This is a genomic window from Pseudomonas sp. P7758, assembly GCF_013386485.1.
GTDB lineage: Bacteria > Pseudomonadota > Gammaproteobacteria > Pseudomonadales > Pseudomonadaceae > Aquipseudomonas.
Genome location: NZ_JACARS010000010.1, coordinates 13,030 through 26,038, shown reverse-complemented (window position 1 = coordinate 26,038; position 13,009 = coordinate 13,030). Strand labels below are relative to the sequence as shown.

Below are 13,009 nucleotides of genomic sequence, written 5' to 3'. Positions count from 1 at the left end.
AATCCTCGTATCGAAAGATACGGGGATTTTTTTTGTGCGCGGAATCCTGTCCGCACCACAAAACAAATGTGGGAGCGGGCTTGCTCGCGAAGGAGGTGTGTCAGTCAGTGCATCTGGCACTGAACCACCGCTTTCGCGAGCAAGCCCGCTCCCACACTCACCGAGTCCTATTCCGGAACGTGCTGTCAGTGCAGTTTCAGGCGCGGCTCGGTCCCTCGCCCGATCTTGCTCCCCAGCATCAGCATCGCCGTGCGGAAGAAGCCATACAGCGCCATCTGGTGCATGCGATACAGCGACACATAGAACATCCGCGCCAGCCAGCCTTCCAGCATCACGCTGCCCGTCAGGTTGCCCATCAAGTTACCCACCGCCGAGAAGCGCGACAGCGAGATCAGCGAGCCGTAGTCGGTGTACTTGTACGACGGCAGGTCCTTGCCCTCGATTCGCAGTTTCAGCGACTTGGCCAGCAACGATGCCTGCTGGTGAGCTGCCTGGGCCCGTGGCGGCACATTGCGATCGGTGCCGGGTTGCGGGCAAGCGGCGCAATCACCGAAGGCGAAGATATTTTCGTCGCGAGTGGTTTGCAGGGTCGGCAGCACCTGCAGTTGGTTGATACGGTTGGTTTCCAGGCCGTCGATGTCCTTGAGGAAACCCGGCGCGCGAATCCCGGCGGCCCAGACCTTGAGGCTGGCCGGGATTACCTGGCCGCTGCTGGTGATCAGGGCGTCGGCCGTCACCTCACTCACGGCGGAGTTGGTCAGGACGGTCACCCCGAGTTTCTCCAGGGTTTTGTGCACAGGCCCGCCGATCCGCTCCGGCAGGGCAGGCAGCACCCGTGGGCCGGCTTCGATCAGGGTGATGTGCATGTTTTCCGGCTTGATCTTGTCCAGGCCATAGGCGGCCAGTTCATGTGCGGCGTTATGCAGCTCGGCGGCCAGCTCGACGCCGGTGGCACCGGCGCCGACAATGGCGACGCTGATCTGCTCTACCACGTCCGTCTGCCCGGCATGGGCGCGCAGATAGTGATTGAGCAATTGCTGGTGGAAACGCTCAGCCTGCTTGCGGGTGTCGAGGAACAGGCAGTGTTGCGCCGCGCCTTCGGTGCCGAAGTCATTGGTAGTGCTGCCGACGGCGATCACCAGGCTGTCGTAGCCCAGTACGCGCGCGGGCACCAGTTCCCGGCCTTCTTCGTCGAGGGTGGCGGCCAGCTGGATTTTTTTCTGCTCGCGATCAAGCCCGCTCATGCGCCCCAGCTGGAACTCGAAGTGGTTCCATTTTGCTTGGGCAACATAATTGAGTTCGTCTTCCGAAGAGTTCAGCGAGCCGGCCGCCACCTCGTGGAGCAAGGGTTTCCAGATGTGGGTGAGGTTGGCATCCACCAGGGTGACGCTGGCGATGCCGCGCTTGCCCAGAGTCTTACCCAGGCGGGTAGCCAACTCCAGGCCGCCGGCGCCGCCGCCGACGATAATAATACGATGGGTCATGGGGATATCTCGCAAGGCTAAAGGAAATCGGTGCAGTTACCCGAGCGAGCGCCAGGCAGCTCATAGCGTCAGGTAACTCAAAAGGCGGCTCAGCAAACCCAGGCCGATCACTGCAACCAGCACCACCGCAAGGAGCAGCCAGGGCCGGAAAGGCTTGCGCTCGACTTGGTTCTGGGACAGTTGCAGGTACTCTTCGACATGCTGTTGGTCGTCGGGGTTCAGGCGGCTGGTCATAAAGGCCTCGTCAGGTAGACGTTGCTGAAGGGCGCCACGTTACAGTCGGGTGATTGGCGGCATTGCCTGAAGCATAGTCGCCAACCCGATCACAGGCTGATGCCCACATCGAACACTATGCTGCGCCCCAGATTGTTGCGCAAGAAGTCCGGTGCGTCCGGGTGCGCGAACAGTACGCGGGCGAAGGTCGGCCCCACGAGGGACAGCGAGCGCCAGCCCTGGCGCAGGTACTCGGTGGGAGGAGGGAAGTGACTGTTGAGGTCCAGTACTTCGCGCTTGAGGCTGGCGAAGGCGATGAGGTCCAGCTCCCCCAGGTCCATCCCGCGCTCTTTATAGTTGTGGGCCTTCTTGCGCAGGGTGGGCGCCAGGCGCAACAGGAATTCGTGGGCGGGAATGCGCCGGGGCTTGGCTTCTCGCCGAACCAGTTGGCTCAGGGAAAACGCGCTGCGCCGCCGCAGCAGTTCGTCACGCCATTCATCGTTCAGGCGCCGGCCTTCATCGAGTACGAAAAACACTTCGAAACTGGCGTCGCGAAACAGCACGTCCGGCGGCTCTTGCCCGGCGGCGTGGAATTCTTCGGCGCGATAGGGCACGTTCAAGCCTTGCAACAGGCGCTGGCAGACCCAACGCTCACGCTCCCATTTGCGGGCATTGGACAGGAAAGCATTGGCTTGTTCGGCCGCTACGGTGAGCAGGCGCAAATAATCTGAGTCATCCATGTCACCAGCTTAGCGTCCAAATGATGACCGCAGGAAGTCCCGCGTCAAAAGGTCGGTGTAGACTGGCCACTCGACAGTTTCCCGTGGCATGAGGAGTATGCAGTGAAGTGTTTTGTGGTGCTGTTCTTGAGTCTTTTGCCCGTGTGGGCCCAAGCCGTCGAAGTGGGTGAGCGCGTTGCACCCTGGACGTTGCTTGATCAGTTCGACCAGGCCTACACCCTGGATGACCAGGCGCAAACCTTGCTCGTAGCGCGCAGCATGGACGCCGCCAAGATCGTCGATGCGGCGCTGCAAGGCCAGCCCAAGGGTTACCTGGAGGCTCGGCATGCGGTGTTTCTCGCCGATATCCAGCGCATGCCCCGGCTGATCGCGAAGATGTTCGCGGTGCCGGCGATGCAGGCCTACAACTATCGCGTCATGCTCGACCGCGATGCCCGTGTAAGCCCGCGCTATCCCGCACCTGTGGATAAAGTGCTGTGGCTGCAACTGGATCACGGAACGCTGGTGGCGCAGCACGAATACGATTCCGCCGCTGAACTGCGCCAGGCCCTGGAGCAGGTGCAGCCGTGATCAGCGCAGCGGTGTTGGCGCCGGAAACCCTCAGCATCGGCTGGCTGCTGTATGCGCCGGTGGTGATGTGGGCGCTCCTGCGTTCGCCGTGGGTCGAGCTGTTTGCCGACCGCCGACGCCAGCACTTGCTGTTCGGCACCGTATTCGCACTGTTCATGTTGTGGTTGGTGCGCCGGGATTTCGACACCGGGGTGTCCTATCACTTCATCGGCATGACCGCCGTGACCTTGTTGCTCGATTGGCCCCTGGCGATTGTCGGAGGCTTTGCCGCGCAGCTCGGCCTGGTGTTGCTCGGCCGCCAGGACCTTGCCGCCGTGGGGATCAACGGCATGCTGCTGATCCTGTTGCCGGTGCTGGTCACCGAAGGCTGTGCGCTGCTGGTGGAGCGGGCGAAGCCACGCAATCCCTTTGTGTATATCTTCTGTTCGGGCTTTTTCGCCGCCGCACTGTCGGCCTTGTTGTGCCTGCTGGCAGGCCTGGGCTTGCTGTGGTTCGATGGCCGTTTTGCGATGCCGGAATGGATCGAGGATTTTGTCGGCTACTTGTGGCTGATCATTTTCCCCGAGGCCTTTATCAACGGCATGGTGATCAGCGCCCTGGTGGTGTTCTGCCCCGAGTGGCTGGAGACATTCAACCGCACTCGCTACCTCTCGGCGCCCTGGAAGGATGACGATCCGCGGCCTTGATCCAGGTCAAATGCCGCACGCGCAAGTGGTCGCATGCTCTGCAAAATTTCCAGGAGCACGGAATCATGAGTGTGTACGAGTGGGCACGGCAGGAGTTACGCAGAAGCCAGGACGCGGCGCAGGAAATCGGCTTTGACCCGGGCTTGACCCTGCGCGCCATGCTCAGTGCGGTGGTGCAGCAGAGCAAGGGCGTGCGCAGTTTTGAAGACCTGGCCGACGAGCTGCAGTACCTTGCAGAGAATCTCGACGACCAGCAGGACTATGGCTTTATGCGGCCTTAGTGTTTGGGCTGAAAGTCTTCGGAGAACAGGTCGTCCTCGGCGTCCGGGCTGACCGGGATCTTGTGTTCCTCGGACGCCCAGGCGCCCAGGTCGATCAGTTTGCAACGGTCCGAACAGAAGGGACGGTTGACGTTTTCTGCTTTCCATTCCACAGGTGCGCCGCAGGTTGGGCATTCGACGTTCAAGGGTTGGCTCATGATCGGCCTCCACGCAAAGTAAGGTAAAAGTGGTGCAGTCGCTCGACCTCGGCGTGCAGCCGGGCCAGGTCCTGGTCATTGACCAGCACGTCATCGGCATGGCGCAGGCGGTCTTCACGGGTGGCCTGGGCCTTGAGAATCGCCTGCACCTGCGCTTCGCTGATGCCATCGCGTTGCAGGGTACGCTGTATCTGCAACGATTGCGGCACGTCGATCACCAGCACCCGCTGGGTCATGGTGTACTGGCCGGACTCGATCAGCAGTGGTGACACCAGGATCGCGTAAGGCGATTGTGCACGCGCCAGGTGGCTGCGAATCTCCTCGGCGATCAGCGGGTGCAGCAACGCCTCCAGCCAGCGGCGCTCGTCGGGCACTTCGAAGATCAGCTTGCGCAACGCGCCGCGGTCCAGTTGCCCGTCAGGCTGCAGCACACCCGCACCGAAATGCCCGGCAATCTGCGCCAGGGCAGGGCGCCCGGGTTCGACTACCCAGCGCGCGGCGTGGTCGGCGTCAATCAAGTCCACGCCAAGCCGGACGAAGTGTTCGGCGGCGGCGCTTTTGCCACTGCCGATGCCGCCAGTGAGGCCAAGAATCCAGGGTGTTGCGACAGAAGTGGTCATCTGAAACCGACAGACTGCAAATAGAAGTCGGTTATTTGACCACCCCAGAGCAATGCAATCCAGCCGGCAATTGCCAGATACGGACCAAAAGGCATTGGAGTGGATGCCTGGGCTTTGCGCAGGCGCAATAGAATCAGGCCTCCCATCACACCCACCAGGGAAGACAGCAACAGCGTCATCGGCAGGATCTGCCAGCCGCCCCAGGCCCCGAGCATGGCCAGCAGCTTGAAATCCCCGTGCCCCATCCCGTCCTTGCCGGTGATCAGCTTGAACAACCAGAACACCGACCACAGGCTCATGTAGCCGGCTACCGCGCCCCACAACGCATCGGGCAATGAAACAAAAACGCCAAAGCTGTTGAGGATCAACCCCAGCCAGAGCAACGGCAGCACCAGCACATCCGGCAGCAGTTGGTGGTCTGCATCGATCAGGCTCATCGCCAGCAAGCCCCAACTCAACAACAACGCCGCTCCGGCTGCCCAGCCAAAACCGAAATGCCAGGCGGCAACCGCCGAGATCAACCCGCACGCCAGTTCGGTGATGGGATAACGCGCGCCAATAGGTTGATGGCAACTTGAGCAACGTCCCTTGAGCAGTACATAACTGAGCAGCGGAATATTCTCCCAGGGGCGAATCGGGTGGCTGCAGTGTGGGCAACAGGAGTTGGGGCGCATCAGGTTATAGGGAGCCGCGATGGGCTCGGCGGGAAGGCCGAGGACCTCATGGGCCTGGGCTCGCCATTCGCGCTCCAGCATCTTCGGCAGGCGCCATACCAGCACGTTGATAAAACTGCCGACAATCAAGCCCAGCAGCAACGCGCCTGACACAAACACCCACGGCTGATAAACGAGGATCTCAGTCAGTGGCGTGCTCAAAAGGCTGTACCGAGTTGAAAGATCGGCAGGTACATGGCCAGCACCAATGCCCCGACGATGCCGCCGAGTACCACCATGATCAGCGGCTCCATGAGGCTGGTAAGGTTGTCCACCAGGTTATCGACGTCAGCCTCGTAGTGGCAGGCGACTTTTTCCAGCATGTTATCGAGGGTGCCCGACTCCTCGCCGATAGCCGTCATCTGGATCGCCATGCCTGGAAACAGGCCGCTTATGGCCATGGATTCATTCAGCTGGATTCCGGTTGCAACGTCGTGCCGCATACGATTGATTGCCTGTTTGAACTGCCCGTTACCCGTGGCGCCGGCCACGGAATCCAATGCCTGTACCAATGGAACGCCCGCCGCAAAGGTGGTCGAGAGCGTGCGAGCGTAGCGGGCGACCGCCGATTTTTTCAGCAGTGTGCCTGCCACGGGAGCTTTCAACAAACTGGCATCGAGCCAGTGGCGAAAGCCTGTGGACGAGCGATAGGCTTTGCGCAGTCCTGCGAAACCGGCACCCGCGGCCAGGATCAGCATCCACCAGCTTTGCTGCATGAACTCCGACAGGCTGATGACGCCCAGGGTAAAGCCCGGCAGTTGTGCATCGACGCCGGCAAACAACCCCTGAAACTGCGGCACCACGTGAATCAGCAGGATTGCGCTGACAGCGGTGGCGACTGCCAGTACCGTCACGGGATAGGTCATGGCCTTCTTGATTCTGGCTTTCAGCTGTTCGCTTTTTTCCAGGTGAATGGCCACCCTTTCCAGCAGCGCTTCGAGTGCGCCCGCCTGTTCACCCGCCGCAACCAGGTTGCAGTACAGATCATCGAAGTAGCGTGGGTATTTCTGCAAGGCGACAGCCAGGCTGCTGCCGGCGGCGATCTCCTGCTTCAAGCCTTGTACCAGCGCCCCCATATGCGGGTTGTCGAAACCCTCGGCGATGATATCCAGCGCTTGTAAAAGTGCGATACCTGCCTTCAGCAGCGTCGCCAGTTGGCGGGTGAATAGGGCGATCTCTGCCGGTTTGACCGGCAGGGAGAGGCTCGGCCAACTGGCGAATTTCTTGCGTACGCGCCCAGGATTGATACCTTGCTGGCGCAGCAGTGCCTTGATCAGGGCGGGATTGTGACCACGGGTTTCTCCGGATACCTTGCGCCCTTTGCGGTTGACGCCTTCCCAGGCATAGATCGCTGAAACATCATTCATTTCACGGTTCCGCACACAGACAGTGGAAGATTTATAGCTTAGTCAGGTGACGGATTCGGGCAGGCTCGCCGTGAGCGAAAAAATGTCAGTTTGTGCGTCTTGTTCAGCATTGGTTGCGCGGGGGTGAGTACACTGGCGCGGTTGCCGAGACGGGGTGCAGGATGCGCCTCGCGAAAGGTTTTATTCTGGAGAGTGAATGTGATGCGTCAGAAAGGTTTTACCTTGATCGAATTGTTGATCGTCGTGGCAATCATCGGCATTTTGGCCACCATCGGCCTGCCCATGTACACCAAGCACCAGGCCAAGGCCAAGTTCACCGCAGGGCTGGCCGAAGTCTCCGCGTTGAAGGCGGGCTTTGAAGACACGCTGAACCAGGGGACGCCACCGACCCTGGCGTTGATTGGCGGGACCAGCCCAACGGCCAACTGCAGGATTGACGTGACCGGCGACATCGCCACCGGTGCTGGCACGATTGCCTGTGAAATCCTCGACGCACCCGCGCCGGTCCTGGGCAAGATCATCACCTTGACCCGTAGCGCCACAACCGGCTGGAAGTGCACCACCACGGCAGAAGACCAATACGCCGCTAAAGGTTGTGCTTCCGGCGGCGCGTGATCATCAGGTCGTCTACTGTTTACGCAGCAAGGAAGAGCGTGTGTGTAAACCGCTCTACGCCCATCACAAGGAAGTAGAGGTCGCCGATGACGTCGTCTGTCCAGCAGCGGGGGAACATATTCCTCGTCGTGGTTATGTGTCTGCTGATGCTGGCTATCTGCGCGCCGTTCAGTAGCCATGACTGGCAACGTGCGGTGCAGATATCCGTGGGGCTGTGTGCGGTGGTGTATGGGCTGTGCTTGCCACGGGCAGAGCGATGCGTAGACAGGTCGACAGCGCTCGGGGTGTCGCTGATCGGGGGCGCGGGGCTGGTTTCGGCCCTGTTGGCCCACCAGTCACTCTGGGCGTTGACCGAGCTGGCGCTGCTCATCAGTTGTTGCGCCACTGCTGTGGCTTTCAGCCGGGCCAGGCGCAATGGGGATGAGTCCCTGGATCGTGTATTGGTCCTGTTCGTATTGCTGCTGTGCATGGTTAAAAGCATTCAATATCTGCACGCCGGGGTCCTCGCCTTCACCAGCGGCGAAGCAATCGTGAATACCGATTTGCTGTTGTCCGGGTTCTCCAATAAACGTTTCTACGGTCAGTTCCAGACCTTCACCCTGCCGCTGCTGGCGCTTCCCTTGCTGGTTTCAAACGTCGCTCGTCCAGCGCGGGGCGCAGTGTTCGCCCTGCTGTGTGTCTGGTGGCTGATCGCGATCGGTGGCGGTACCCGCGGCACCTGGCTCGGTATGGGCACTGCCGGCTGCGTGCTGATGTTCCTGGGGCCGCAGGGGCGCCGTTGGCTGGGCTGGCAGTTGGCGGCACTGGCCTGTGGGTTAGTGTTGTATTGGTTGGTCTTCACGGTGCTGGCAGGGTACTTGGGGATTGTAATTTCCAATGGTGCCGTAGATCGACTGACCACCAGCCTTTCGGGGCGTGGGCCTATATGGTGGCAGGCCTGGAGCATGATTATCGAGCGGCCCTGGCTGGGTTTCGGGCCGATGCATTTTGCCGACATCGCCAATGACATTGCCGCTCACCCTCACCAGGCGATTCTGCAGTGGGCCAGCGAATGGGGCGTACCGTCGACGCTGTGCGTGATCGCGTTGGTCGCGTGGGCGGGTTGGTCAACCTTGGACGTGTTGCGTAAGCGTGCGTTGTCCTTGGCGCCCGTGGACCTGCTGCGCCTGTGCCTGTTTGCCTCGCTGATCGGTGCACTGACCCAGGCACAGGTGGATGGGGTAATCGTGATGCCGGTGTCGCAACTCTGGCTGGCGCTGGTGGTTGGCTGGCTGATGGGATTGCATGTGTGGCGCGTTCCATCGGTCGCCCCGGTACCGGCGTTGTACAGGGTGTGGATGGCAGCGAGTGTCGTGGCCGTCGGCTTGCTGGTGTTCGTCGCGATTCGTGATGTGCCCCGACTCAAGGAGCGCAGCGAGCACTACATGGGCCTGAGTAACGGTCACCTGCAGCCACGCTTTTGGGTGCAAGGCGTGATTGCCCTCGAAATGCAGTGAGTTGCCGGACGTCCAAGGCAGTGCTAGCTTTAGCCCACCGCCCGTGTAGCTCAGCCGGTAGAGCAGCGCACTCGTAACGCGAAGGTCGCAGGTTCGATTCCTGTCTCGGGCACAAAGGCAACACAGTTTTCAGATGATCCCAGAATGGTTCTGAAGGCCAGACGAACCGGTATTCATGCCTGTTCTTTTGTATCTGCGCGACCTTGATGACCCAGATGCATCCCCATTCCTCGATCTAAGAGAACGACATGACCACACAAGAAATGACCCAGGAAGCGCGGCACGAAGCAGCCCTCAAAAAGTACGTCGCGGAATCGCCTGAACTGCTGGATGAGATCAAGGACCTGAGCGCCGATGATCAAAGGGACCAGATCCAATGGGCGTTTGAGGATGAGGCCGAGGCCCAGGGCCTGCAGCCATGGGAACTGACCCTGAAGTACACCTCCACCCCCGAAGCGTTCGAGGCGGCTCGCCTGGCTTTGCACAAGGAAGCGGCCGAGGTGTTGGGTGTCGACTGGAACGAGTATTGCGGGATGAACAATCTCGCGATCTGACACAAGTTTGATGTGGCGAGGGGGCTTGCTCCCGCTGGGTTGCCAAGCGACCCCAAAAACCTTGGGAGCGCCGCGCACTCCAGCGGGAGCAAGCTCCCTCGCCACAAAAGCAGGCGCTTACATTCAAGGGCGTTTCAGAGACTAAGCCGCATCGACAAATCCACCGCCTTCACATCCTTGGTCATCGCCCCGATGGAGATGTAGTCCACGCCGGTTTCAGCGATGGGCAGCAGGGTGCTTTCGTTGATCCCGCCACTGGCCTCCAGCTTGGCTTTGCCGTTGTTCAGGCGCACTGCTTCGCGCATGTCATCCAGGCTCAGCTCATCCAGCATGATGATATCGGCGCCCGCCGCCAGTGCCTCACGCAGTTCCTCCAGGCTTTCCACTTCGATTTCCACCGGCTTGCCCGGGGCGATCTTGTGGGCGGCGCTGATCGCCTGGGCAATGCCGCCGCAGGCCGCGATATGGTTTTCCTTGATCAGGAACGCGTCATACAGGCCGATGCGGTGGTTGTGGCAACCGCCGCAGGTCACTGCATATTTTTGCGCCAGGCGCAGGCCGGGCAGGGTCTTGCGAGTATCCAGCAGCTTGACCTGGGTGGACGCGACAAAGTCCGCCAGGTATTGGGCGCGGGTGGCAACCCCTGACAACAGTTGCAGGAAATTCAGCGCGCAACGCTCGCCACTGAGCAGCGAGCGGGCCGGGCCTTCGAGGTGAAACAGCGCCTGGTTGGGGCTGACACGTTCGCCGTCGCGCACCTGCCAATGCACCGCGACGCGTGGGTCCAATTGGCGAAACACCGCTTCCACCCAGGCCGTGCCGCTGATGACGGCGGCGTCGCGCGTGATGATCGTGGCCTTGGCCAGGCGTTCGGCGGGGATCAGTTGTGCGGTGATATCCCCGCTGCCGATGTCTTCCAGCAATGCGCGACGCACGTTGGCTTCGATTTCGGCGGTCAGGTCGGCTAGACGAAGATTGGGCATAACAGGCTCCACAAACAAAGTGCCTGGATTATAGGGGCAGGGCGGGCCTGAACCCAAGGCAACTGGCACCACGGGTGCGGTGCGCGATGTTCATTTACACGGCAATCACAGAGTTCGCTGGCGCAACAACCCTCATTTGCAAGATAATCTCGCGCCTTGCAATTGGCGTCATAGCTTTGACGTCACGGTGATAGCCCGATTTTCGCAGTGCCCCCGGCGTGCTTTGCGCCGTTGCTGCACCGATCCTTCACACAATCGAATACCGCCGTTTCAGGAGGCCAGGATGCACAATGACGGGAAGGTGGTGCCGATCAATAAGGCACGGGCGACGCCATCGCCGCTCGCCCGCCTGCCGGTGGTGTTGCTCCAGGTCCGTGACAAGGCGGCGCAGCAACTCAGGCAGGGACTGCAGGAGCTGTTTGATAACGCCGACGACACCCTGTTCGAAATGGCTGACAAGACCCGCAGTAACGTCGACCACGGTATTTTCTTTGAAGCCATGCGCGACCTGCGCCTCAAGCGCAAGAATTTCGAGCGTGGCTTCATGGAGCAACTCTACGAAGCGTTTGCCAATCTTGGCAACGTGGAGCGCGGTGAGCTGCAACTGATTCCGGTGGTGTCCTACACCGCGGCGCCCGGGGTCTCGGGCGATGAACTGGAAAAAGCCGTCGCGCTCGAGGCCATGCTGGGCAAGGTGCTGCGCCGTGACGGGCTCGCCCTTGGGCAATTGACAGCCCGGCTCAATGCCTTGCTCGACAAACGCCTGGATGATCGGGACAACCCCCTGGGCCCGGCAATGCTGTGCGCGTTTTTTCTGCAAGCAGGACGCAGCCTTGGCGTGGAAATCCGGGTCAAGCTGATCATTCTCAAGCTGTTTGAGAAATACGTGCTCAGTGACGCTGATCTGTTGTACGGCGAAGCCAATCAGTTGCTGATCGCCACTGGCGTATTGCCCGAACTCAAGGCCGTGCCATCGCGGCGCGCTGTCGCCACGGCCGAGTTGCCTGAAGACACCCCGCCGATTGCCGGACACCCGGCAGACGACAGCGGCCAGGAAGTTTTCGCGGCGTTGCAGGAATTGCTGTCGGCAGTGCGCGGCAGCGTGGCACCCACGCTGGAAGCCAGCGCCGAGACCCAGCCCATCTCCACCCGTGACCTGCTGCGCCTGCTCTCTCATTTGCAGCAATATGTGCCTGAGCCTGAGGTCGAGGATGATTTCGACCTGCGCAACCAGCTTGAACAACTGCTGACCCGGGTCAGCGTCAAGAGCGGCAAGTCGCGGGTGGTGGAGGATGCGGACGAGGATGTGATCAACCTGATCGCCATGCTGTTCGAGTTCATCCTCAATGACGGTACGGTGCCCGAGTCCCTCAAGGCGCTGATCGCCCGCCTGCAGATCCCGATGCTGAAAGTGGCGGTGCTGGACAAGAGTTTTTTCAGCCGCACCAATCACCCGGCGCGACGCTTGCTCAATGAAATCGCTTCGGCGGCCATGGGCTGGAGCCAGCGCGACGATTATCAGCGCGACAGCCTGTACCTGCACATCGAGCAGGTGGTGCAGCGGTTGCTGAACGATTTTGTGGATGATCCGGCAATCTTTTCCCAGTTACTGACCGAGTTCACCGCGTTTACCCATGACGAGCGACGCCGCAGCGAATTGCTGGAGCAACGTACCCGCGATGCGGAAGAAGGGCGCGCCCGTACCGAAATCGCTCGTCAGCGTGTAGCCGAAGCCCTCAATCTGCGGTTGCTGGGCAAAGTACTGCCCGAGGTCGTGGTGCAGTTCCTGCAACAGGCCTGGAGCCAGGTGCTGTTGCTGGCGTGCCTGAAGCATGGTGAGCACTCGCCACAATGGCTGGCCGGGTTGCGCACCATGGACGAGTTGATCTGGAGTGTCGGCCTCAGCGAAGACACCGACGCCGGCCGGCACCTGCTGGAGCAGTTGCCAGGCTTGCTGAAAGCCTTGCGCGATGGGTTGAGCGGCGCGGCATTCGATCCCTTCATTACCCGGGAATTTTTCACCCGCTTGCAAACCCTGCATGTCCAGTCGTTCCGGGGCAGTGCCGAGGAACAACCGTCGCTGTCGCAAGTCGAGGTGCGCGAGGCATTCGTCCTCAGTCCCGCGGCACCGGCCATCGAGGCGAGCCTGCCGGAAGATGATCCCGACCTGCTCAAGGTTCGGCAACTGCGGATCGGTTGCTGGGTGGAATTTCAGGAAGACGCCGAAAACACCCTGCGTTGCAAGCTGACGGCGATTATTGCGCCGGGCAATACCTGTATTTTCGTCAATCGAACCGGCCTCAAGGTATTGGAAAAAAATCCGCTTGAACTGGCCCTGGAGTTCAAGCGCGGCGCGGTGCGAACCCTGGATGATGCGCTGTTGTTCGACCGCGCCCTGGCTTCGGTGATTGGCAACCTGCGCCAACTTCATCGCGCCAAGTGATCGCAACCAGACAGCGGAACGCGGCATACTGAGTCACCCCAGCCTCG

The 13,009-nt window shown here is 60.8% G+C and carries 15 protein-coding genes and 1 tRNA gene; 8 read left to right on the top strand and 8 right to left on the bottom strand.

All coding sequences use genetic code 11. The features are described from left to right. Positions 1-185: 185 nt before the first annotated feature. From HX873_RS02005 to HX873_RS01995, 3 genes are all read right to left on the bottom strand, one after another. Positions 186-1,484 (bottom strand): NAD(P)/FAD-dependent oxidoreductase, encoded by a 1,299-nt coding sequence (locus tag HX873_RS02005; protein ID WP_003215906.1) that lies wholly within the window; start codon positions 1,482-1,484, stop codon positions 186-188. A gap of 60 nt (positions 1,485-1,544) precedes the next feature. Continuing rightward, a complete protein-coding gene (locus HX873_RS02000; RefSeq protein WP_010174986.1) occupies positions 1,545-1,718 on the bottom strand; it encodes a DUF3094 family protein in 174 nt (57 codons plus the stop codon). An 89-nt stretch (positions 1,719-1,807) separates the two neighbouring features. Then, the gene (locus HX873_RS01995; RefSeq protein ID WP_008437312.1) at positions 1,808-2,437 is read right to left on the bottom strand and encodes a DUF1780 domain-containing protein; all 630 of its coding nucleotides are present in this window, start codon (positions 2,435-2,437) and stop codon (positions 1,808-1,810) included. Between the two features lie 102 nt (positions 2,438-2,539). Here HX873_RS01995 and HX873_RS01990 point away from each other — a divergent pair, with 102 nt between their 5' ends. The 3 genes from HX873_RS01990 to HX873_RS01980 all read left to right on the top strand — a co-directional run bounded on the left by HX873_RS01990 (position 2,540) and on the right by HX873_RS01980 (position 3,974). Continuing rightward, positions 2,540-3,007, top strand: a complete 468-nt coding sequence (locus HX873_RS01990) for an FAD/FMN-containing dehydrogenase (RefSeq protein WP_087694627.1) — start codon at positions 2,540-2,542, stop codon at positions 3,005-3,007. Next, positions 3,004-3,693: an energy-coupling factor ABC transporter permease gene (locus HX873_RS01985; RefSeq protein ID WP_087694626.1), complete on the top strand. Its 690-nt coding sequence runs from the start codon at positions 3,004-3,006 to the stop codon at positions 3,691-3,693. The genes HX873_RS01990 and HX873_RS01985 overlap by 4 nt, the downstream gene beginning before the upstream one ends. 65 nt (positions 3,694-3,758) lie before the next feature. Next, positions 3,759-3,974, top strand: coding sequence for a hypothetical protein (locus HX873_RS01980; protein WP_003215917.1), 216 nt, complete (start codon positions 3,759-3,761; stop codon positions 3,972-3,974). On the opposite strand, the gene yacG is transcribed toward HX873_RS01980, so the two are convergent. Genes yacG through HX873_RS01960 form a run of 4 tightly spaced genes read right to left on the bottom strand, consistent with a single transcriptional unit; the run spans position 3,971 to position 6,871 of the window. Beyond that, positions 3,971-4,171, bottom strand: a complete 201-nt coding sequence (gene yacG, locus HX873_RS01975) for a DNA gyrase inhibitor YacG (RefSeq protein ID WP_003215918.1) — start codon at positions 4,169-4,171, stop codon at positions 3,971-3,973. The two genes, HX873_RS01980 and yacG, sit on opposite strands and share 4 nt — an antisense overlap. Continuing rightward, a complete protein-coding gene (gene coaE, locus HX873_RS01970) occupies positions 4,168-4,791 on the bottom strand; it encodes a dephospho-CoA kinase (protein WP_008437307.1) in 624 nt (207 codons plus the stop codon). Before coaE ends, yacG begins: the two co-directional genes overlap by 4 nt. Further along, complete coding sequence (locus tag HX873_RS01965; RefSeq protein WP_371318390.1) at positions 4,788-5,666, bottom strand: A24 family peptidase; 879 nt, start codon at positions 5,664-5,666, stop codon at positions 4,788-4,790. The genes coaE and HX873_RS01965 overlap by 4 nt, the downstream gene beginning before the upstream one ends. Beyond that, positions 5,663-6,871 (bottom strand): type II secretion system F family protein, encoded by a 1,209-nt coding sequence (locus HX873_RS01960; protein WP_218170268.1) that lies wholly within the window; start codon positions 6,869-6,871, stop codon positions 5,663-5,665. The genes HX873_RS01965 and HX873_RS01960 overlap by 4 nt, the downstream gene beginning before the upstream one ends. Before the next feature lie 201 nt (positions 6,872-7,072). On the opposite strand from HX873_RS01960, the gene HX873_RS01955 reads away from it, so the two are divergent. The 4 genes from HX873_RS01955 to HX873_RS01940 all read left to right on the top strand — a co-directional run bounded on the left by HX873_RS01955 (position 7,073) and on the right by HX873_RS01940 (position 9,536). Next, entirely contained in the window at positions 7,073-7,486 is a 414-nt protein-coding gene (locus HX873_RS01955) for a pilin (protein ID WP_003215925.1), read from the top strand. Between the two features lie 86 nt (positions 7,487-7,572). Beyond that, the gene (locus tag HX873_RS01950) at positions 7,573-8,982 is read left to right on the top strand and encodes an O-antigen ligase (RefSeq protein WP_177122294.1); all 1,410 of its coding nucleotides are present in this window, start codon (positions 7,573-7,575) and stop codon (positions 8,980-8,982) included. A gap of 39 nt (positions 8,983-9,021) precedes the next feature. Then, positions 9,022-9,094: transfer RNA gene (locus HX873_RS01945), tRNA-Thr, on the top strand. Positions 9,095-9,230: 136 nt separating this feature from the next. Beyond that, a complete protein-coding gene (locus tag HX873_RS01940; RefSeq protein WP_008437299.1) occupies positions 9,231-9,536 on the top strand; it encodes a DUF6388 family protein in 306 nt (101 codons plus the stop codon). 134 nt (positions 9,537-9,670) lie between these two features. Here HX873_RS01940 and nadC read toward each other — a convergent pair whose 3' ends face one another. Further along, positions 9,671-10,519 (bottom strand): carboxylating nicotinate-nucleotide diphosphorylase, encoded by an 849-nt coding sequence (gene nadC, locus HX873_RS01935; RefSeq protein ID WP_008437288.1) that lies wholly within the window; start codon positions 10,517-10,519, stop codon positions 9,671-9,673. A 283-nt stretch (positions 10,520-10,802) separates the two neighbouring features. Between nadC and HX873_RS01930 the strand changes: the two genes are divergently transcribed. Next, positions 10,803-12,962: a DUF1631 domain-containing protein gene (locus tag HX873_RS01930; RefSeq protein ID WP_177122293.1), complete on the top strand. Its 2,160-nt coding sequence runs from the start codon at positions 10,803-10,805 to the stop codon at positions 12,960-12,962. The last annotated feature ends 47 nt before the right edge of the window (positions 12,963-13,009 follow it).

Bases quoted from the DNA above. Each gene is read 5' to 3' on its own strand.
- HX873_RS02005 (WP_003215906.1), bottom strand. From the start codon at position 1,484: ATGACCCATCGTATTATTATCGTCGGCGGCGGCGCCGGCGGCCTGGAG.
- HX873_RS02000 (WP_010174986.1), bottom strand. From the start codon at position 1,718: ATGACCAGCCGCCTGAACCCCGACGACCAACAGCATGTCGAAGAGTAC.
- HX873_RS01995 (WP_008437312.1), bottom strand. From the start codon at position 2,437: ATGGATGACTCAGATTATTTGCGCCTGCTCACCGTAGCGGCCGAACAA.
- HX873_RS01980 (WP_003215917.1), top strand. From the start codon at position 3,759: ATGAGTGTGTACGAGTGGGCACGGCAGGAGTTACGCAGAAGCCAGGAC.
- yacG (WP_003215918.1), bottom strand. From the start codon at position 4,171: ATGAGCCAACCCTTGAACGTCGAATGCCCAACCTGCGGCGCACCTGTG.
- coaE (WP_008437307.1), bottom strand. From the start codon at position 4,791: ATGACCACTTCTGTCGCAACACCCTGGATTCTTGGCCTCACTGGCGGC.
- HX873_RS01960 (WP_218170268.1), bottom strand. From the start codon at position 6,871: ATGAATGATGTTTCAGCGATCTATGCCTGGGAAGGCGTCAACCGCAAA.
- HX873_RS01955 (WP_003215925.1), top strand. From the start codon at position 7,073: ATGCGTCAGAAAGGTTTTACCTTGATCGAATTGTTGATCGTCGTGGCA.
- HX873_RS01950 (WP_177122294.1), top strand. From the start codon at position 7,573: ATGACGTCGTCTGTCCAGCAGCGGGGGAACATATTCCTCGTCGTGGTT.
- HX873_RS01940 (WP_008437299.1), top strand. From the start codon at position 9,231: ATGACCACACAAGAAATGACCCAGGAAGCGCGGCACGAAGCAGCCCTC.
- nadC (WP_008437288.1), bottom strand. From the start codon at position 10,519: ATGCCCAATCTTCGTCTAGCCGACCTGACCGCCGAAATCGAAGCCAAC.
- HX873_RS01930 (WP_177122293.1), top strand. From the start codon at position 10,803: ATGCACAATGACGGGAAGGTGGTGCCGATCAATAAGGCACGGGCGACG.